This is a genomic window from Amycolatopsis sp. NBC_00355, from assembly GCF_036104975.1.
Taxonomy (GTDB): Bacteria; Actinomycetota; Actinomycetes; order Mycobacteriales; family Pseudonocardiaceae; genus Amycolatopsis.
In genome coordinates, this window is the sequence record NZ_CP107982.1 from 8,901,092 (window position 1) to 8,921,106 (window position 20,015).

Genomic DNA, 20,015 nt, shown 5'->3' on the forward strand with positions numbered 1-20,015 from the left:
TCCTTTCTCGAACTGTTGCGACACGTTCACGATATATCGGAAACAGTCGGATGGCAACCGCCTGCTCGTGACACCGCTCACGACGGCCTGCGAAGATCGGCGGCGTGCCCGACACCATCGACGAGATCGACGCGCGGCTCCTGCTGGCCCTGGGCGCGGACCCGCGGTCGACGGCGGTCGCGCTGGCCGAGCGGCTGGGCCTGTCCCGCAACACGGTGCAGGCCCGGCTCGCGCGGCTGGAACAGCGCGGCGTGCTGGAGTCGTTCGAGCGCCGCATCGACCCGGCGCGGCTGGGCTACCCGCTGCGCGCGTTCGTCAACGCGCAGGTCGACCAGCGGCGCCTGGCCGAGATCGCCGACGCCCTCGCCGTGATCCCCGAGGTGACCGAGGTCTGCGGGCTGACCGGGGCGAGCGACCTGATGGTGCAGGTCGTCGCCGTAGACGCGGACGACCTCTACCGGATCGCCGGGCACATCCTCGCCTCGCCGGGTGTCGAGCGGACGAACATCTCGCTCGTCATGCGGGAGCTCGTCCCGTACCGGCTGAAGCCGCTGCTGGAGCGCGTGCATTCTGCCCAGCCGGAGACCTGAGCCGTCCCCCGGCGGCGTGCATTCTGCGCAGTCCGCGCGGCATCGGTTGTGCGATGCGTCTGCCAGTGCTGTCCTGGTGACGCTTCCTGCACGAAAGGTGTCGACGATGACCCAGACCTCCCCGACCGCTCCGGCGACCGGCTCGGCCGAGCTCGCCGCGATCGAACGGCGGGTGCTGTGGCTCGCCACCGCGATCGTGCACCAGGCCAACCGGGTGCGGCCCAACCCGTCCGGGCTCAAGGTCGGCGGGCACCAGGCGTCGTGCGCGTCGCTGGTCTCGATCATGACGTCCCTGTGGTTCCGGCACCTGCGCCCCGAGGACCGCGTCTCGGTGAAGCCGCACGCGTCGCCGGTGCTCCACGCGATCAACTACCTGCTCGGCGAGCTGGACGAGGCCTGGCTGCCGACACTGCGCGAGTTCGGCGGGCTGCAGAGCTACCCGAGCCGCGCCAAGGACCCCGACCCGGTGGACTACTCGACCGGCTCGGTCGGCATCGGCGCCACCGCCCCGATCTGGGGCGCGCTGGCCCGCCGCTACCTGACGACGCGGGGGCGTGACGCGGGCACCGGCCGGCAGTACTCCCTGGTCGGCGACGCCGAGCTGGACGAGGGCGCGATCTGGGAGGCCATCCTCGACCCGGCCGTGGCCGAGCTGGGCGAGATCGTCTGGATCGTCGACCTCAACCGCCAGTCGCTGGACCGCGTCGTGCCGAACATCGCGGCCGGGCGGCTGCAGGGCATGTTCGACGCGGCCGGCTGGCAGGTGCTGACGCTGAAGTACGGGCGGCTGCTGGAAGACCTGTTCACCCGGCCCGGTGGCGCGGAGCTGCGTGCGCGGATCGACGGGATGCCGAACCCCGAGTACCAGCGGCTGCTGCGCTGTGACGCCGCGCAGCTGCGTGACCGGCTGCCGGCGGGCGACGCCAAGGTGGCGGAACTGGTTTCGTCGCTGGACGACGAGACGCTGCTGGCCGCGATCCGCAACCTCGGCGGGCACGACCTCGGCTCGCTCGACGAGGTCTTCGCGTCCATTTCGGACAGCCGCCCGACGGTGATCTTCGCCTACACCGTCAAGGGCCGTGGCCTGCCGACGCAGGGACACCCGCAGAACCACTCGTCCCTGCTGACCGTGGCGCAGATGGAAGAACTCGCGGCTTCGCTGGGTACGGATCTTTCAGCGCCGTGGCAGGGCTTCGCGGACGAGTCGTCCGAAGCCGCGTTGTGCACCGAAGTCGCTTCACGCCTTCGCCGGCCGGACGTCCCTGCCGTGCCTTCGGTGGAGCTGCCGGCCGACATCGGCCGAACGCCGTCCGGGACCGCGACGACGCAGGCGGCGCTGGGACGCGTCCTGCTCGACCTGACGCGCGAAGCGCCCGAAGCGGCGAAGCGTGTCGTGACGGTCAGCCCCGACGTCAGCTCGACGACCAACCTCGGCGGCTGGGTCAACAAGGTCGGCGTCTGGTCGGCGATCGAGCGCCGCGACTGGTTCGAGGACGACCCCGAGACGATCATGCACTGGCGGGAGAAGCCCACCGGCCAGCACGTAGAGCTGGGCATCGCCGAGACGAACCTGGTCGGATTGCTGGGTGAGCTGGGCGCCACCTGGAGCCGCTGGGGCGAGCCGCTGCTGCCGATCGGCGTGATGTACGACCCGTTCGTCGAGCGCGCGCTCGAGCCGTGGTCGTTCGGCATCTACGCGGGCGGCCAGTCGATCCTCATCGGCACGCCGTCCGGCGTCACGCTGGCCCCGGAAGGCGGCGCGCACCAGTCGATCACCACGCCGTCGATCGGCATCGAGCAGCCCGGCTGCGTCAGCTACGAACCGGCGTTCGCGATCGACACCGAGTGGACGCTGCTGGCCGCGCTGGGCCGGCTGGGCAAGCCGGGCGGCACGTCGTCGTACTTCCGGCTCTCCACGCGTCCGGTCGACCAGACGCTCGCCGACGTCCCGGCCGACCCGGCCGCGCGCGAACGCCGTCGCCGCCAGGTCGTGGCGGGCGCGTACCTGCTGCGCCGGGCTTCCGCGCCGGTCGTCACGCTCGCGGCGATGGGCGCGCTGCTGCCGGACACCCTCGCGGCGGCCGAGCGGCTCGCGCAGGTCGGCGTCGAGGCGGACGTCGTCTGCGTGACGAGCCCGGGCCTGCTGTTCGAGGCGACACGCGCGCGGGCCGGGCAGGGGAGCGGCGACAGCTGGATCCTCGACCAGGTCTTCCCGGCTTCGCGGGCCTGCCCGCTGGTCACGGTCCTCGACGGGCACCCGCACACGCTGGCCTTCCTCGCCGGGATCAACCGCGTCCCGTCGGCGACCCTGGGGGTCACCGGCTTCGGCCAGTCCGGGTCCCTGGAGGAGGTCTACCGCTACCACGGCATCGACACCGACGCGATCATCCGCGCGGCGCTGGACGTCGCCGGCTAGGAGAACGTGGCGCCGGAGAGCAGCGTGTCCATCTTGGCGTCCCAGCCTTCGAAGGACCCGTACTCGACGACGAGGATCTTGCTCGTCGGCAGCCACCACATGCGGACCTTGTTGTTCTGCGTCGTGTCCTCGCAGCTGACCTGCCACGCGCCGTACTCCGCGTTCTTGGTCCCGACCGGCTTGAACCCGGACTCGACGAGGTTGCTGCCCGTCGCCACCGAGGCCTCCCCGGGCGGCGACGCGGCGGTGATGCACGTCGGCACGTCGGTGCCGGTGTACCAGCCGAAGGGCCGCTTCGCGCTCGGCAGGTTGATGGGCGCATTGGGGTCCGAAGTGGCTTCGCGCAGGTCCAGCAGCCGCGCTTCGCAGACCACGGTGCCTTCGGTGAGGCAGCCGTCGAGCAGGCCGTCCTGGCTGTGCGCGGTGTACTTCGCGCCCTGCGGGAGCGTGACGTGCATGGTCCCGACGTCGATCCGGTCCCCCGCGGGGGCGGCCGCCGTCACGGTCGGCACCGCCTGGGGCTGACCGGCCGTCGACGTCGTGCAGGCGGCGGCGCTCAGCACCACCGAAACGGCCAGGACACTGCACCGGAAGGAACGGCTCCGCACGGGCTCACCTCTTTCGTCCGTCCTTGGACTCACGAACGGCCCGTCCGGTTCGCTGTGAATCCCGGTCAGATTAGGGCGGTCCGTTCAGGTGTGTTCACCCACCCGAGTCAGCCCAGTGCGGCGACCGCGCGCGCCAGGACGTCGGCGGGGCCGGGCTGGCCGGCCATCTCCGCGGCGACCTCACGGGCCGCCGTCCGGAAGCCGTCCTCGGTGAGCAGCCGTTCCACGAGCGCCCGCACCGTGGTGGCGTCCACCGTGGCCGGATCGTGGGTGAGGCCGACGCCCCGGTCGGCGACGCGCTGCGCGGAGAGCGGGTTGTCCGCGAAGGACGGCAGCACGAGCTGCGGGACCCCGTAGAACAGCGGCGCGGCCGTGGTGCCCGACCCGCCGTGGTGCACGATCGCCGAGCAGGACGGCAGGAACGCCGACAGCGCGAGGTAACCGACCGAGCGCACGTTCGCCGGCAGCTCGCCGAGCTCGGTCAGGTCCGCGGTCCCGGCGGCGAGCACGACCTCGACGTCCAGCGCGCCGAGCGCCTCCAGCACGACGGCCAGGCTGCTGACCCCGGACATCACCGGCACCACCGTGCCCAGCGTGACGGCGATCCGCGGGCGCTCCGGGCGGCGCAGCGCCCAGTCCGGGACGACGGCGCCGCCGTTGTAGGGCACGAACCGCATCGGCCACCACGGGACGCCGTCGCGCTCGTCGGGGTGCTCCTCGCCGGCGGCCAGCCCGCCCATGCTGGGCGCGCGCGGGTCGACCCTGGCGAGCAGGTGCGGTTTCGCGTCGCCGATCCCGAGCTTCTTCCGCATCAAGGCGCTGACGTCGTCCTCGCCGAAGACGTGGTGTTCCGCCCGCCAGCTGGCGTCGCGCACCGACCACGAGATCCGGTTGCCGACCTCCAGCGCCGGCACGGCGAGGGCCTCGGCCGCGAGCATCCCGGCGGGGTGGTCGGAGGTGTGGACGACCAGATCGGCGCCGAACAGCCGGCCGGCCTCGATCGTGCCCTCGGTCATGGTCACGGTGAACAACGCGAACGGGTTGCCCGCCCGCCTGGCCAGCCGGTACTCCTCGGGGAACTCGTCCTCGGGTTTGCCGGCGACGGTGTCCATCAGGTCGGTCCAGACGTCCCGCTCCGGGAAGACGTCGAAGGTCGGCAGCCCGGCCCGCGCGCCGGCGTCGACCATCTCGGCCGACGTCGCGAGCAGGACCTCGTGCCCGGCGGCCCGCGCGGCCCAGACCAGGGGGATGAGCGGGAGCGTCAGCCCGTAGCCGGGCGCGGTCGCGAACAGGATCTTCACCCGGCGAGCCTCCCAGAACCCGCCGGGGCCCGCAGCCGGGTTTCCGCTCGGCCGTGACCTGGGGAACAGCCGTCCGGGTGGCCTGGGTGGTGCCGGATGCCGCGTGGGACACTGGGTGGGTTATGACTGCCCTTCCGCTCGTCTTCGACGCCCCCAAGCGCGGCCTGCCGCCGCGCCACCTCGCCGACCTTTCGGTGGCCGACCGCGCGGCCGCGGTGGCCGAGCTGGGGGAGAAGCCGTTCCGCGCGAAGCAGCTGTCGAACCACTACTTCTCGCGCCTGACGGTCGACCCGGCGGAGATGACCGACATCCCGGCGGCGTCGCGCTCTCGCTTGGTCGAGGAGCTGATGCCGACGCTGCTGACCGAGGTCCGCGCGCTGGAGGCCGACAAGGGCGCGACGCGCAAGACGCTCTGGCGAGCCCACGACGGCACGCTGCTGGAGAGCGTCCTGATGCGCTACCCGGACCGCGCCACGCTGTGCATCTCGAGCCAGGCCGGCTGCGGCATGGCGTGCCCCTTCTGCGCGACCGGCCAGGGCGGCTTGGACCGGAACCTGTCGACGGCGGAGATCGTGGACCAGGTCCGTTCGGCGGCGGCGGTCATGCGCGACGGGGCGATGCCCGGTGGTCCCGGCCGGCTGTCGAACATCGTTTTCATGGGCATGGGTGAGCCGCTGGCGAACTACAAGCGTGTGGTGGCCGCGGTGCGGCGGATCACGGATCCGGCGCCGGGTGGGCTGGGGATCGGGCAGCGTTCGGTGACGGTGTCGACCGTGGGTCTGGCGCCGGCGATCCGGAAGCTGGCGGACGAGAAGATGCAGGTGCGGCTGGCGGTGTCGTTGCACACGCCGGATGACGAGCTGCGGGACACGCTGGTGCCGGTGAACGAGCGCTGGTCGGTCGACGAGGTGCTCTCTGCCGCCCGGTACTACGCGGACACATCCGGTCGTCGGGTGTCCATTGAGTACGCGTTGATCCGGGACATCAATGACCAGCCGTGGCGGGCGGAGTTGCTGGCGAAGCGGCTGCGCAAGCACTTGGGTCAGCTGGTGCATGTGAACGTGATTCCGTTGAACCCGACGCCGGGTTCGAAGTGGGACGCGTCGCCGAAGCCGGTGGAGCGGGAGTTCGTGCGGCTGGTGAATGCCGGGGGCGTAGCCTGCACGGTGCGTGACACGCGCGGCCAGGAGATCGCGGCTGCTTGCGGTCAGCTCGCTGCCGAAGGTTGAGTTTCGTTTCTGTGATGGAGAGTTTGTCGTGATGTATGCCCCCAGCCTGTTGGATCCGGCTGCGGACGAGCTTCGGCTCGGGGATGTGTGCGGTCGCGGTGCCACCGAGGTGGCTCGTGAGGCGCGGACGTTGCTGGGTGAGCGGTTCAGTTCGGTGACGTTCATGTACGTGCTGATGCGTGCGTTCGAGGTGGAGTACACGGCGGCGTGTGACGCGTCGCGGTGGCATGAGTTCCACGGTGGGCCGCGGGCGCTGTCGGACGCTGACCTGGAGAAGCTGCTGGCTCCGTGGCTTGATCGCTGACCTCTGGTCAGCTGATTCGGTAGAGGCGTCCGCCCTGGGCGGCGAGCACTGTGAGAGCTCCGTTCGTGGCGCCCGCAGTTGCTTGCCAGGCTGTCGCGCCGGCTGAGGCTGTTGTGGCTTGCCCAGCGGTGAGGGGCAGGCCAGTGATGCCTCCGCCGGTAACCGTGCCGGTCTCGTCGGCGACGAGGATGCAGTCCGGCTGCGTTCCGTTGATGACGGCCCAACCGGTGCTGATGGTCCCGGCGCCGGTGGCTGGAGTGTCGAGTGCCCCGTGGGCGGTGCCGGGGCCGTTGGCAGTCAGCGGTTGTGCGGTCGTGAGATCGAGGTGGCTGCCGAGTTCGGGCCCGTGGCAGCCGAGGGTGAAGGCATCGGTGAACGGATACGCTCGCAGCGCTCGGGCTGCGGGCACTGCGCCGCGCTGGATGTGGAGTGCGTCCAGCGCCGCCGGGGCGTCGACGCGGAGGGCGACCGCGGCAAGATTGAGCGGAGCGTAGCTGCGGCGGACCTGGTCGGCTTTGCCGCCGCCGATCGCGTGCGTGACCAGGGACAGCGCGACGACACCGACCGCGAGATAGCGTCGTGACCACTGTGGACGGTGCACAGTGGTCAGCACGACCAGGGCGATAGTGGCCAGCGCGGCGACGAGGACGTAGCGGCTGATGAGTCCGACGTTGCCGCCGGGGACGTTGGTGGTGGTCCGTCCCAGTGCGAGCATCAGCGCCAGGGCGAACGCGTAGAGCGTCAAGCCGAGCCAGCCCGCGTCGTCGTCCACCGTCCTCTGACGGCGGTTGGTGAGCGTTCGGCTGAACAGCAAGGTAAGCAGGGCTATCGTGAGTCCGCCGGCGATCACCGCGACGACGGCGACGTCGACCGACCACAATCCACCGACGGCTGCGGTGATGACCGACAGACGCCCGTCCGGGTCGAAAGCGTCGGTCGCACCCGACTGGGTTCCCGCGGGTTTGGTCAGCCACCACGCGCCGATGATGACAATGCCCACCGCGGCCGGGATCACGACGCGGAGCCGGGATTCCTTGCGCAGCCACAGGATGAAGGCGATCACGAACCAGATCGGCAACGCCGCACCGAAGCTGAGGCACCCGAGAACTGCGGCGCCGGATGCAAGCGCGAGGCTGCCGCGGTGGGCGCAAGCAATCGCGATCGCGCAGAACGTGATCGCGGGAACCCAGCTGATGCCGTTCGTGCTCTGCAACCACAATTCGGTCGCGTGAGAACTGAACAGCAGCCACGTCATGGCCGCGGTCAAGGCGCCGCGGGCTGTCGGTGAAAGCTGCCGCGGCAGCATCGACCGCAGCGACAGCACCACGACGGCGAGCAGGGCGATGGTCAGGACCGTCAGGACGCGGTTGTCGCCGCCGAACCACGCCGCATCCACGTAGAACAGCAAAGACGGCACCACGAACGGCTGATCGAGGTGATAGGTGAACACCTGTCCGAGCAGGAGGTTGCCGTTGTCGTCGGTGATCTTGGCGAACACGTGCCAGTAGTCGAGCAGCACGTGCATCCGCGGCGCGCGCACCGCGGCCAGCAGAGCCAGGCCAACCGGAACGGCCGCGAACAACCACCACGCCACGACGCGCGGCCGCCACGACGCGCGGCTGCGGACCGGTGCCGTGATGCGCGGAATCGGCGCGGTGACGTCCGGGCTGGGGGCGTCGGCGAGCGCTGGCTGGGTCATGGATCTCCTGCCGGAACGGGTGGCTGTGGCCCGGCGAAGGCGGGACCGGCAGGCATCGTAACCGGCGGCTTTTCGGCTCTTGCAAGGCGGTGACCTGGTCATTTACTGGATCGGTGAATGATTGGCAACTGTGATCGTCGTCTCACTGAACCTGTGTAACAGCTGTGAACTCTGGCCGATGTCTGCTGCGGGTGAGGGACGAGGACTTCCCGACCCCGGGCGAACCGGGCACCACGTGCGCGGCGAGCCAGGCACGACCCCGCAGCGGCAGCTGAGTCCCGCGGGGCCAATGGGGGCGACCACGGCGGAATGCCGGGGTCGCCGGGGGAGGAACTGGCGTGCTGCGTTTGTCGCGTCCTGTCCATCTGGTCCGCTGGGTCAGGGCACTCGTGCTCGTCCTGACGATGACCCTGCTGCTCGGCAGCGCCGAAGCCATCGCGGCACCGCCGCGTCTGACCGAGGCACCCAAGCCGATCGACCCGCGCGACGTCGGCCTGCTGCCTTCGGCCGCGCCCACGCCGGTGGTGCCGCAGGCGCCGTCGAAGGCGGATTTCGCGGCGCAAAGCCGGTTGGACGGGGGATCGGGCACGCACTTCGACCCGCAGCGCTCAACGCCGGTGTCGCGGACGATGTTCACCACCGAGTACGTCAACGCCGACGGCACGCACTCGGTGCGGCAGTCGAACCATCCGATGAACGTCCAGGACGAGCACGGTCAGTGGCAACCGGTCCAGACCACCCTCGAGACGGACCCGGCGACCAAGCGCGCCGACGCCGACAACCACCCCCTGAGCCCGTCCCTGGCCACGAAGGCCAACGACGCCGCTGTGCTGCAGGTCGAGTCCGGCGGCCACACCGCCGGCCTGGCCCTGGACCAGGCCGCCCCGACCACGGCCGCGGTGAAGGGTGACTCGGTCACCTACCCGGAGGTCGCCGCCGGCACGGACCTGGACTACGAAGTCACGCCGGGCGCGGTGAAGGAGACGATCAAGCTCAAGCGGCTGCCGGCCGACGGGCGGTCGTCGTGGAAGTTCAAGCTCACCACCGGTGACCTGACCCCGAAACTGGAGAAGAACGGCGCGGTCACCCTGGCCGACAAGACCGGTGCGGCGAAGATCGTGCTCCCGCCGATCGAGACGTGGGATTCCGCGGGCAACGGCGAGACCGCACCGGCGATGACCGGCGGCGTGTACACCTTGGACAAGGCCGGTTCGGACTGGTGGCTGACCGTCGCGGTCGACCCGAACTGGCTGCGTGACCCCCAGCGCGTGTACCCGGTGTCGGTCGACCCGACCTTCACCTACGGGGTCACCGAGTCGCACTCCTACCGCTCCGACGGCACGAACTGCGACGCCTGCGGTCTGCGGATCGGCAACAGCCAGGCCAACGGCGACACCTACAACCGCAGCGTCTTCCACATGGACTACTCGCCGCTGTTCGGCAAGACCGTGGTCGGCGCGCGGATGGACCTGACCCGCAACACGAGCGTGGTCGGGTCGCTGAAGACGTGGAACGCGAACCTGTACCACGCGTCAGCGTTCAACTTCAACGGCGTCGGCGGCTACATGACCAGCGCCCTGGTCGGCGACGTCGGCAGCTTCGTCGGCGAAGGCATGACCGGCTTCATCCGCGACCGCGTCAACGCCCGCGACGGCAACGTCTTCTTCATGATGGTCGGCGCGGAGAACGCCGGCACCTGGACGTACAAGAACCTCAACGCCACTCTCACCGTCGACACGGGCTCTCCGGCTCCGGCGACCACCCTGGTCGCCCCGGCGGACGGTGCGGTGTCGACGTCGCTGACCCCGACCCTGTCGGTCAACCCGGTCACCGACCCCGACGGCGAGCAGGTCAAGTACTGCTTCCGCGTCGCTACCGGCGCCGACGCCAAGTCGGGTGTTGTCGTCGAGTCCGGGTGTCTCACCACTCCCACATGGACCATCCCCGCCGGAGTCCTGCAGGACGGCGTCGCCTACACCTGGCAGGTGATGACGTACAGCGGTGCCACCACGATCACCCCGACGTGGATCGGTCACCTCAAGATCGATCAGCGGATCGGCGACCACGGCCCGTCCCCGACGGACGAGGCCGGTCCCGTCATGGTGAACCTGGCCAACGGCAACGTCACCACGGGGGAGGCCGCTCCGTCGTTCGCGACGGTCGGCGGCAATGCGGGGCTGAGCTTCACCTACAACTCGCAGCAGGTCGAAAGCAAGGGTCTCAAGGCGTCCTACTTCGCCGACCTGTCGCACAACGGGATCATCAACGACGCGCAGCAGCCGGTGCTGACCCGGACCGAGCCGCAGGTCGACGTCGACTGGGGCACGGACTCGCCGTTTGCGCCGGCGTTGCCCGCGGACTGGTTCGTCGTGCGCTGGGAGGGGTTCTTCCAGGCCCCGGTCTCCGGGACCTACCAGTTCGCCGGGGTGCATGACGACGGCGGCACCGTGTGGATCAACGGCGCCAAGGTCTACGAGGTCAACAACGCGAGCGATCTGAACTGGACCCAAGCGACCGGCGTCGCGCTGACCGCCGGGCAGCGCGTGCCGATCAAGGTGGAGAACGCCGAAGCCACCGGCGCAGCGAAGATGAAACTGTTCGTCCGGACCACGGACGGCATCACCGTGCCCTCGCAGATCGTCCCCCCGGCGTGGCTCTACACCGCGGATCTGCCGACGCTCCCGCTGGGCTGGACGCTCTCCGCCGATCTCGATGGCGACGGCTCCAGCTATACCGAGGCCAAGGTTACCGACCAGACGATCGTGCTAACCGACGCCACCGGCGCGAAGCACACCTGGACGAAGAAGAGCGTGGGCGGCTACACCGCGCCTGACGGCGAGGACGGCGTACTCGCCGTGGACTCCGCCGGCAAGGTGACCCTGCAAGGCGGTGGTGACATCTTCACCTTCGGCGCAGACGGCAAGCTCGAGTCCCAGGCCTTGGCAGTCGATTCGCGCAAGCCCGCTTCCTTGCAGAACATCTATAACGGGACGCCGTCCCGGCTGGCACAGATCAAGGACCCGGTCAGCGGCCGCGCCCACGTGCTGCACTACAACCGGGTGGGCGACGACTGCTACAGCGGAGCCACGCCCCCGCCAGGTGCCGACGCGCTCGCACCCGCGCAGATGCTGTGCCGGATCAGCTACTGGGACGGGAGCGAGACCCGGCTCTGGTACACCGGTGGCCGGCTCAGCCGCATCGAGGACCCGGGCTCGGAGGTCACCGACTACGGCTACGACTCCGCCGGGCTCCTGACTTCGCAGCGTTCGGCGATGGTCAACGACTGGATCGCCGCCGATCCCGCGGCGCGTTCGGGTGCGACGGACGTCAGGTCCGAGATCACCTACGACAGCAGTTCGGGCAAACCGAAGGCCACCAAGGTCGTCGAGCCGGCGCCGGCGCCCGGCCGGACCCGTTCCGAAACGGGCTACCGGTACGACCCGGCGAACCGCCAGACGTTCACCGACGTCGCGGGCCTGACCCCGGCGACCGGGTTCGCCGACAAGGTCACCTACGACGGCGCCGATCGAACAACGTCCACGACCGACAGCGCGGGCCGGACTTCGTCACAGGAATGGGGCGCCCGCGACCTGCCGCTGTCGACCACCGACGCGGCCGGTCGCAAGTCGACGACCGTGTACGACTACGCCGACCGGCCGGTGGATTCCTACGGCCCCGCTCCCGCGTCCTGCTTCTCCGGTCAGCTGCCGGTCGCGAGCTGCCCCGGCGGCATGGCGCACGGCCACAACGCCTACGACGAAGGCATCAACGGCCTGGTCGCCGCGTACTACGACAACATGACGCTCTCCGGCGTGCCGAAGGTCCAGCGCACCGGCATCGGTCCGGCGGATGGCACGATCAAGAGCGCGTGGGAGTACAGCAACGACGTCGTCCCCGGGATCAGTTCGGACTCCTTCTCACTGCGGCTCACCGGTGACCTGGTCTTCCCCGCCGCGGGGGACTACAAGCTGCGAGCCAACGTCGACGACGGCATCCGCATGTGGATCGACGACCAGCTCGTCATGGACTACTGGCAGATCAGCAACCCCACGGTGCGCGAAGCCACCGTCCACAGCGACGCGGCGGGGCAAGCCAAGAAGATCCGCATCGACTACTACGACAACGGCGGGTACGCCAAACTCGACCTGAACTGGATCGCCCCGGGCAAGGCCGAGGAACCCGTTCCCGGAACCGCGCTGAAGCCCCGGTACGGCCTGAAGACTTCGACGACGGCGTCGGAGTCCGCCGGAGTCGCGGACAAGGCCGCGAGCACCACCTTCGGCGACACCGTGCTCGATCCCGTCTACGGTCTCGGTACTTCGGGACTGGCGGACCCGGCCGGCCTGAAGATCAGCGGTTCGGTGTCCTACGAAACTCCCGGCACCGGCTACCTCCGCAAGACCGCCAAGACCATGGCCACCGGCGCCAAGACCACCTACACCTACTACGGGGATACCGAAACCCGCGCCAACCCCTGTGTCCCCGGCAGTCAAGCGGTCAACCAAGGTGGGATGGCGAAGCTGACCACGTCGCCGGCCCCCGCGTCCGGACCGGCGCGGGTCGACGAACTGGTGACCGACGCGTCCGGGCACGTGGTCGCCGAGGCCACAGGCGGGGAATGGACCTGCACCACTTTCGACGCGCGGGACCGGCCGCTGGAGGAAAAGGTGCCGGCGAGCAAGGACGCCCCGGCGCGCACGGTGACGCACAACTACGCCGTGGGCGGCGACCCGCTGACGAGCTCGATCTCCGACGACAAGGGCACGGTCACCACCACCGTCGACCTCGCCGGGCGGATCAGCTCCTACACCGACGTCAACGGCGTGCGCACGACGACCGGTTACGACCAGGCCGGCCGGGCCAGCACCTCGACGGTCACCCCGCCCGATCCGGCGGACCCGCCGCGGACAGTTTCGTTCACCTACGACGACGCCGGCCGGGTTCGCACGGAGAAACTGGGCGACACGACGCTGGCGACGGTGAATTACGACAACGCCGGCGAACTTTCGTCCGTGGTCTACGCGAACGGGACCTCGCTGGCGTCCATCGCGAAGGACAACGGGGCGAAGGTACTGTCGCTGGGGTGGAAGACCAGTGACGGCAAAGACATCGTCTCGCAGGTCGGCCGCACCTCGGCGGGCACCATCGTCGACGAGTCGCTGGGGGGTGTGGACGCCAGGCCAGCGGCTCCGAACTACGTCTATGACGCGATCGGCAGGCTGACCGAAGCCTACGTCACCGGTCACCACTACACCTACGACTACACCTCGGCGGCCGCCGCGACCTGCCCGGCCGGTACGCAGACCAACGCCGGTCTCAACACCAACCGGATGCGGCTGCTGGACCAGACGGCGTCCGGCACCGCCGAGACGCGGTACTGCTACGACGCCGCGGACCGGCTGCTGAGCACCGAAGGTGCCACCGCGTTGTCCGGCGTCACCTACGACGCCGACGGCAACACCACCGGCTGGAAAGCTGCGGACGGCAGCACCACCACCCTGCGGTGGGACGGTTCGGACCGCAACATCGGTGTCCGGACCACCGGACCGGACAAGGCGCTCGATGCCGACGTCACCTACAGCCGCGATGCCACCAACCGCATCGTGCGCCGGGATCCGCTCGACTGCGACAACAACACGGTCGTGCGGTACGGCTTCACCGCCGACGGGGACAGCCCCGACCTCACGCTCAACGGCAACGGCAGGCTCACGTCGCTGTCGCTGTCGTTGCCCGGTGGGGTGCTCTACACGAGCAAGGCCGGCTCGGACGGGGCGTTCACCCCGTCGTTCGACCACCCGTCGGTGCGCGGAGACCTCGTCCTGTCCACGGACGCGGACGGCCACCAGGCCGGGGAGCTGCGGACCTTCGATCCCTACGGCCAGCCGCTCAAGGTGGACGGCGCGGTCGACGCTCAGAACGTGCCGGACAATTCGCCAGGCTCGATGGACTACGGGTGGCTCGGCGAACACCAGCGCGCCTACGAGCACGCCGGTGGGCTGTCGCTGGTGCAGATGGGGGCCCGGCCCTACAGCCCGCTGCTGGGCCGGTTCCTCTCGGTCGACCCCGTCGAGGGCGGCTCCGCCAACGACTACGACTACGTCCTCGGCGACCCGATCAACGCCAACGACCTCGACGGCAACGGCTTCTGGGGATCGCTGTGGAGCGGCGTGCAGGCCGTGGCGCGGGTCGTCACGCCCATCGCCGAGATCGTTTCGTGGGTTCCCGGCCCGATCGGGGCGATCGCCAGCGGCATCGCCGCAGTCGGGTATGCGGTCCAGGGCAACTGGGCGGCCGCTGCGTCCTCGGCCTTCGGCGCGGTGACCGGCGGAGTCGGCGGCAAGATCTCCAAGGCGATCAAGGCGGTCAAACGCTTCACCGGCAAGATCGACCACGTCAAGCAAGCCGGCCACATCAAGGGCACGGCCGACTACATCAACCATCTCAAGACGGGTAAGAAGGAGGTTTCGGCCTTCTTCCACGGCCGTAAGTGGGCGAACTTCCACACCAGGCTCGGCGCGGCATTCGGCAAGCCCAAGAAGGGGATGCCGAATATCCGGAAACTCCGGCTGCCGTATCCTGTCGGCCGCAGTTCGTCGGGTAAGCGGCAGTGGAGTGTGCGCGTCAGCACGCACCCCAAGAAGGGAATGCACGGATCGCCATGGCATTAGGGAGGGAAGACCGGTCGGAGGAGTTTCTTGAGCATGCTCGCCGTGCCTATGGGGATCTCCGGAATCCGTACTACGGGTTCTTCGCCGACGCTCAGGAGAACAACCCGTGGAAGTCGCTCCTGCGCGGATTCGGGGAGTTCCTCGACGTCGAGGAGTGGACTGATCGGACGGACGACGTCAGTTTCTCTTACGTTTTGTCGCCGCATCGGCGGAGCCGATCGGGCTGGTTGCTGTGGTTGTCGGCGGTCGGGCCGTACGCGTTTCTGGCGTACGGCGACGACCCCGATACGCCATTGGCGCGCGACGACGTGGTCACCGATTTCGGTGAAGACAGGCCTGCGGAAGAGAAGCGGATTATCGAGCTGCTCCGGAATGCCGGGCTGACCTTGCTCAGTGCTGAAGAGATTGAGATGACCGTGGATTTCCACCCGCCGGACGGTAGTTTTCCGGTTTCCGCGTTCGTGATGCTATTCAGCGAGTCGGACGTGCCTTGGTGGCACGAAGGATAGGCATTAGTCCAAGAACGGCTGGCTGGCAGAGGGCTATTCGTGAAATTCCGCTCAATGTGCGCGGTGGCCGGCACTGGTGTCCCGGCGGAGGTCTTCGCCAGGACGCTGGTATCCGGGCGTTGCGAGGCGGTCACCGGGTTCGGCGGGCTGCATTAGGGATGGAAGACCGGTCGAAGGAGTTCCTCGAACATGCCCGCCGTGCCTATGGAGACCTCCAGAACCGGTACTACGGGTTCTTCTCCAACGCGCTGAGGGACAACCGGTGGAAGCCGCTCCTGGACGGATTCAGGGAGTTCTTCCACGTCGAGGACTGGACTGACCCGCTGGACGTCAGTGTTTTGTATACCCTGCAGCCGCGCCGTCGGAGTCGGTCGGCGTGGTCGTTGATCAGGCGTCCGAGATGGGCGTCCGCGACCTCGTCGGCTCGAACTAACCGAGCAGCCGAGCACGTCTGGCTGCCGGCGGTCCCTCGACTGGCTCCGCACCCACCACCTCACACCACCTGATTCCGGGCCCGTCCCGGTCGTGCGGGACTACGCCGGGTTCTCCGCGACGGCGAGGTAGTCCGTGTAGATCTGCGGTGAGCCGGAGAACGAGGCCAGCTGCTTCCACTCCTCGTACATCTGCTTGGTGTCGCGGTGGGCGGACGCGAACTCCGCGGCCTCGCCGGTGGCGATGTCGGGCTCGGGGTAGAAGACGTCCAGCGCGTCGAGGCTCGCGATCTCCATCATCATCACGTACTGGTCGAGGCGGTTGCCCCGCTCGCCCTTGAGCACGTGGAACCGCCAGTCCGGGTAGTCGTCGATCCGGTGGTGGTTCTCGGCGATGAAGCGGTCGAACACCTCCTCGGTCACACCGGCGCGCAACGCCAGGTTGTGGATCCCGACGACCCGGGCGACGGGCTCCTCCCCCGGGCGGTCGCGGTAGCGGGGGCCGGGCGTCACCGTGCTCCGCGGGTTGTCGGCCAGCAGCCGGTAGTCGGTGAACAACGTCGGCAGCTCACCGAACGTGCCCAGCCGCCGCCACCGCGCCAGCACCGCCTCCGCCTCGGGGTGCCGCGCCCAGAACAGCCGGGCCGGCTCGGTCTGCTCACCCCGGGCCGTGACGTAGCGGTCGCGCTGCTCGGCGCTCTCGATCTCGTACAACATCAGGTACTGCCCGGTCCGTTCTCCGCGCAACCCGCGCAGCAGAGTCCACCGCCACCCCGGGTACAAGGGCAGGTGAACGCCTTCGCCGCGCACGAAGGTCTCGAACTCTTCCGGCGTGACACCAGCCTCCGTGTCGATGGCGATGTACTGGAAGGTGAACACCGACAAGCGTGCCAATTACGCGTCCAATCCTCGGGCCGGGAAAGGGATCGCGCGTCCGACAAGCACGACTCCCCGCACCACATCCTGCCCGCTCCGGAGCAACGGGGCCCGCCAGCCCTCCCCGCTGGACGCGATCCGACGGGTCCCACCGTCTGTGAAGATCAACCAGCGGCAGCGCTACCAGGAACAACGTCGATGCCCGGCTAGAGGGTCGGCGCCGGATGCTCGGAATCGTGCCTGGCTGCAGGTGTTGGTGCAGGAGACGCTGGGTGGTGAGCCGCACCTCGCATTCCTGGGTTCGCTCGCGATGGGTCTCGATGAGCGCCGTTTCGGCGTCGTCCGCGGGGGCGGCTCCGAGCAGCGTGTAGGGCATGCCCAGGCAGGCGTACAGGACATTGACGATGGTCTGCCGCTGGTCGGGGTTGTTCTGGGCGACTCGCTCGAGCGTGTCGCGTTATATCGGCGATATACCGGATCGTTGACCCGGCTCCTGCTGGATTTGGCATTTCCCAGCGTTCAGTGACGGCGTCGACCGTCGGTCTGGCGCCGGCGATCCGGAAGCCGGCGGACGAAAAGATGCAGGTTCGGCTCGCTGTTTCGCTTCTGCTGCGCAGCGAACCTGGGCTACGCGTGGCTTCGGCTGAGTGAGTACTCTTGCCTGTGGCTGCAATCCCGGTGCTGCACAGACGGGCGATCGGGTGTCGGATACCGGGAGTTTCCCTCACTCGCGCCCGTACCAAGCTTTTCTGAATCAGGAATGCTCAGGGTCAGCATTGGCGCGGTGTCTTGGGAAGGTACGCCCAAGCTCACCCGGTGACCACGGCCGCCCCGGCCGTGGGCGAGGTGTCGTTGATCGGTCGGATCGGCCGGGAAGATGCTGGCCGAAGCGCTGCGGGTGAGGTAGGCGCCTACCTCACCGCGTCCGCTGACGAACGTGACGAGCACGGCCACCGCTTGGTCGTACGCAACGGCTACCACCCATCACGGGAGGTGCTCGCCGGCGCCGCGAGTCAACGACAAGTGCCTCGACCCGGACACAGGTGAGCGCAAGCGGTTCGCCTCGGCAATCCAGCCGGCGTGGGCACGCAAGACCCCGAAGATTTCGGAGTGGCCCATGGAAGAAGTGCGGGCGTTTCGCGCCGAAGCCCGGTTGTGAAGCGGACTGGTCCATAGTGGACGGTCAGAACCAGTGCAGGCAGTGCGGTGGGTGCTCGCCTCGGAAGAGGTTGTCGGCCAGGGTCGCCGCTGATGGGGTGTGCGCTCGGATGTGGCCGGCGCGGATCAGCATGCTCGGCGTGGTGCCGCCCAGGTAGATCGAGCCCAGGTCGCTCACGTCCAGGGACAGGTCCGGCTCCCGGTCCGTCGGGACGCAGGTGGCCTCGCCGTCGCGGGCGGTCAGCAGGTAGCGGCCGTGCTCGGCGAGGAACGGGTCGGTGACGTCGAGGACCAGTTCGCCGTCGGTGAACCAGCCGCGGGAGGTCAGCGCGCGTGGGATGTCCAGCAGCCGGACCCAGAGCCAGTCGCCGTCGTCGGTCTCCTCGCCGGCGCGGAAGTCCGCGAACTGCCAGCGCAGCGGGTGCCCGGGCGGGACGTGCTTGACCACCACCCGGGTGACCAGGTCGTGGTCGAGCAGGAACCGGACCAGGGCGGTGAACACTGCGTCGTCGGACGTGATGATCTCGTCCGCCGTCAACGTCGTGGGCTCGCTGAGCGAGTAGGCGGCGTACCCGTCCGCGACGCCGTCCGCGTCGCGGTGGACGGCGATGTAGCGCTGGTCCAGGGAGATCGGGGGCTGCCCCGCGCCGGCGACCCACCAGTGGTGCGGCCGGGACAGCGCGCCCGGCTGGGCGCGGCGGTAGCGGTCGTAGACCTCTTCCAGGAGCTCGCCGCATTCGGCGCGCCGCAGCAGCTCGATCGAGCCGGGCGTGCCGGCCGGGGCTTGGGCCCGGGGGACGGCGAAGGTGGCCCGGTGCCGCGGCACCGTCAGCCGGCCCGTGTAGGTCGCCGGGCCGTAGCCGAACCGGCGGTAGATCACGGCTTCGGAGGACAGCAGCACGGAGAGGAACTCCCCGCGGGCCCGCACCTGGGCGAGCTGGTGCCGCATCATCGCGGTGAGCACACCTTGACGCCGGTGCGTGGGCACGACGCCGACCGCGGTCACTCCGCTCGCCGGCGTGACTGTCCCGCCGGGCAGGGTCAGCTCGAAGGAGTGGGCGGCGGCGGTGCCGACGGGCCGCCCGTCCGCCGTCTCGGCGAGCAGGCCGCGGTCCATTTCGAGCGCCGACCACCAGAACCCGCTGCCTTCGACGGGGGTTTCCCGGAAACGCGCGAACGCGGCGTGGAGCGTCTCGAGGAAGACGTCGAAGTCCTCGTCGGTCGTGGAACGGATCTTCAGCATCGAGCGGCCTTTACGAGGAGAGGGAGGGGACTAGGAACCATTACAAGGAGTAGAAGGAAGTCCTCTCATGGCCTCGCGCGGTTCAGGCTAGCGGGCGGTTCAGTTCGGCACCAACCGGTTTAGCCGGTCCAGCGTGATCACTTCGGACCCGGCCGGCAGGCCGTCGGGCTGGTGGACGCCGAGGAACGTCACCGGTCCGCCGAGCTCGGTGCCGGGCTCCCATTCGGCGACCTCGGTGCCCGCGGCGCGCATCAGGCCGACCAGGTGCGCGACGGTCAGGTACCGGCGCCGCAGCATGCCGCGCACCAGCAGGGCGGTGCCGGCCTGGTTGGCCTCCACGCGGTTGGAGTTCGGCGAGCCGGTCAGGTACAGGTGCAGCCACGTCGCGGTCCACGATCCGTCGTGGCAGCGGGCGAAGACGACGGGCAGCGCGACGCGGCCGCCACCGCGCATGTCCGAGCGGGTCCGCACGGTGCGGGCCTCGAACGGCGCCCCGGCTTGCGCCCGGTCGCGCGTCATCCAGCCGAACATCGACTCGGCGACCTCGTCGAAGCCTTCGCCGGAGTAGATGTTGACCTGCGGCACGACGTACGCGGCGGTGATCGGGTCCCGCGGGACGTCGATGAACTCGCTCGCCCCGTCCGCCGCGTCGGTGACGTCGCCCGAGTACACCGCGCTGCCGTCGTGGTGGTTCGTCCACGACACGTGCCCGGCGTAGTGGAAGTCGGCGTCCAGCAACAGCGCCGACAGGTCGAAGTCGGTGCTCTGCCGGGTCTGCCGCCAGTGCGTGAAGAACCGCAGCACTTCGCCGTCGACGTGGCTGCGGGAACCGCGCGGCAGCACGGCGAACCCGTCTTCGCTCGCCTTCCCCGACAGCGGCAGCGCGACGTCCAGCACGGCCGGGTCGACCACCAGGCGCTCGTAGCGGGGGAGCCGGGCGGTCAGCTCGGCGTCGATCAGCGCGCAGGCGCGCGTGCTGACCT

Annotated in this window: 12 protein-coding genes and 2 pseudogenes; 8 read left to right on the plus strand and 6 right to left on the minus strand. The window is 69.4% G+C overall.

What is annotated here, in order from left to right; all coding sequences use genetic code 11:
- Nucleotides 1–104 precede the first annotated feature (104 nt).
- Both OHS18_RS41195 and OHS18_RS41200 read left to right on the plus strand, forming a co-directional pair.
- Nucleotides 105–590 carry an Lrp/AsnC family transcriptional regulator gene (locus OHS18_RS41195; protein ID WP_328443220.1) on the plus strand — a complete coding sequence of 162 codons (486 nt, stop codon included), beginning with the start codon at nucleotides 105–107 and terminating at the stop codon, nucleotides 588–590.
- Nucleotides 591–696: 106 nt separating this feature from the next.
- Nucleotides 697–3,006, plus strand: coding sequence for a transketolase-like TK C-terminal-containing protein (locus OHS18_RS41200; RefSeq protein WP_328614431.1), 2,310 nt, complete (start codon nucleotides 697–699; stop codon nucleotides 3,004–3,006).
- Here OHS18_RS41200 and OHS18_RS41205 read toward each other — a convergent pair.
- Nucleotides 3,003–3,614, minus strand: coding sequence for a hypothetical protein (locus tag OHS18_RS41205; protein ID WP_328614432.1), 612 nt, complete (start codon nucleotides 3,612–3,614; stop codon nucleotides 3,003–3,005). The two genes, OHS18_RS41200 and OHS18_RS41205, sit on opposite strands and share 4 nt — an antisense overlap.
- A gap of 107 nt (nucleotides 3,615–3,721) precedes the next feature.
- Nucleotides 3,722–4,915 carry a nucleotide disphospho-sugar-binding domain-containing protein gene (locus tag OHS18_RS41210; RefSeq protein ID WP_328614433.1) on the minus strand — a complete coding sequence of 398 codons (1,194 nt, stop codon included), beginning with the start codon at nucleotides 4,913–4,915 and terminating at the stop codon, nucleotides 3,722–3,724.
- Between the two features lie 122 nt (nucleotides 4,916–5,037).
- Here OHS18_RS41210 and rlmN point away from each other — a divergent pair, with 122 nt between their 5' ends.
- Both rlmN and OHS18_RS41220 read left to right on the plus strand, forming a co-directional pair.
- Nucleotides 5,038–6,144, plus strand: a complete 1,107-nt coding sequence (gene rlmN, locus OHS18_RS41215) for a 23S rRNA (adenine(2503)-C(2))-methyltransferase RlmN (RefSeq protein WP_328459030.1) — start codon at nucleotides 5,038–5,040, stop codon at nucleotides 6,142–6,144.
- Between the two features lie 31 nt (nucleotides 6,145–6,175).
- A complete protein-coding gene (locus tag OHS18_RS41220) occupies nucleotides 6,176–6,448 on the plus strand; it encodes a hypothetical protein (RefSeq protein WP_328459029.1) in 273 nt (90 codons plus the stop codon).
- A 7-nt stretch (nucleotides 6,449–6,455) separates the two neighbouring features.
- Here the strand turns inward: OHS18_RS41220 and OHS18_RS41225 are convergent, their stop codons facing one another.
- Nucleotides 6,456–8,147: a DUF2079 domain-containing protein gene (locus OHS18_RS41225; RefSeq protein ID WP_328614434.1), complete on the minus strand. Its 1,692-nt coding sequence runs from the start codon at nucleotides 8,145–8,147 to the stop codon at nucleotides 6,456–6,458.
- A gap of 338 nt (nucleotides 8,148–8,485) precedes the next feature.
- Here OHS18_RS41225 and OHS18_RS41230 point away from each other — a divergent pair, with 338 nt between their 5' ends.
- On the plus strand, nucleotides 8,486–14,815 hold the full coding sequence (locus OHS18_RS41230) for a PA14 domain-containing protein (protein ID WP_328614435.1): 6,330 nt from the start codon (nucleotides 8,486–8,488) through the stop codon (nucleotides 14,813–14,815).
- Entirely contained in the window at nucleotides 14,806–15,324 is a 519-nt protein-coding gene (locus OHS18_RS41235) for a hypothetical protein (protein ID WP_328614436.1), read from the plus strand. The genes OHS18_RS41230 and OHS18_RS41235 overlap by 10 nt, the downstream gene beginning before the upstream one ends.
- 533 nt (nucleotides 15,325–15,857) lie before the next feature.
- Here the strand turns inward: OHS18_RS41235 and OHS18_RS41240 are convergent.
- A complete protein-coding gene (locus OHS18_RS41240; RefSeq protein WP_328614437.1) occupies nucleotides 15,858–16,649 on the minus strand; it encodes a hypothetical protein in 792 nt (263 codons plus the stop codon).
- Between the two features lie 405 nt (nucleotides 16,650–17,054).
- Here OHS18_RS41240 and OHS18_RS41250 point away from each other — a divergent pair.
- Both OHS18_RS41250 and OHS18_RS41255 read left to right on the plus strand, forming a co-directional pair.
- Nucleotides 17,055–17,237, plus strand: a pseudogene (locus OHS18_RS41250) (23S rRNA (adenine(2503)-C(2))-methyltransferase RlmN); the annotation flags it as partial.
- Nucleotides 17,238–17,447: 210 nt separating this feature from the next.
- Nucleotides 17,448–17,742, plus strand: a pseudogene (locus OHS18_RS41255) (IS256 family transposase); the annotation flags it as partial.
- 72 nt (nucleotides 17,743–17,814) lie between these two features.
- Here the strand turns inward: OHS18_RS41255 and OHS18_RS41260 are convergent.
- Both OHS18_RS41260 and OHS18_RS41265 read right to left on the minus strand, forming a co-directional pair.
- Nucleotides 17,815–19,032 (minus strand): GNAT family N-acetyltransferase, encoded by a 1,218-nt coding sequence (locus OHS18_RS41260; RefSeq protein ID WP_442875311.1) that lies wholly within the window; start codon nucleotides 19,030–19,032, stop codon nucleotides 17,815–17,817.
- Between the two features lie 99 nt (nucleotides 19,033–19,131).
- Nucleotides 19,132–19,944 carry a hypothetical protein gene (locus tag OHS18_RS41265; RefSeq protein WP_328614439.1) on the minus strand — a complete coding sequence of 271 codons (813 nt, stop codon included), beginning with the start codon at nucleotides 19,942–19,944 and terminating at the stop codon, nucleotides 19,132–19,134.
- Nucleotides 19,945–20,015 lie beyond the last annotated feature (71 nt).

Coding starts and splice junctions, on each gene's coding strand:
- OHS18_RS41200 (WP_328614431.1), top strand. CDS start 697: ATGACCCAGACCTCCCCGACCGCTCCGGCGACCGGCTCGGCCGAGCTC.
- OHS18_RS41225 (WP_328614434.1), bottom strand. CDS start 8,147: ATGACCCAGCCAGCGCTCGCCGACGCCCCCAGCCCGGACGTCACCGCG.
- rlmN (WP_328459030.1), top strand. CDS start 5,038: ATGACTGCCCTTCCGCTCGTCTTCGACGCCCCCAAGCGCGGCCTGCCG.
- OHS18_RS41235 (WP_328614436.1), top strand. CDS start 14,806: ATGGCATTAGGGAGGGAAGACCGGTCGGAGGAGTTTCTTGAGCATGCT.
- OHS18_RS41220 (WP_328459029.1), top strand. CDS start 6,176: ATGTATGCCCCCAGCCTGTTGGATCCGGCTGCGGACGAGCTTCGGCTC.
- OHS18_RS41260 (WP_442875311.1), bottom strand. CDS start 19,032: ATGCTGAAGATCCGTTCCACGACCGACGAGGACTTCGACGTCTTCCTC.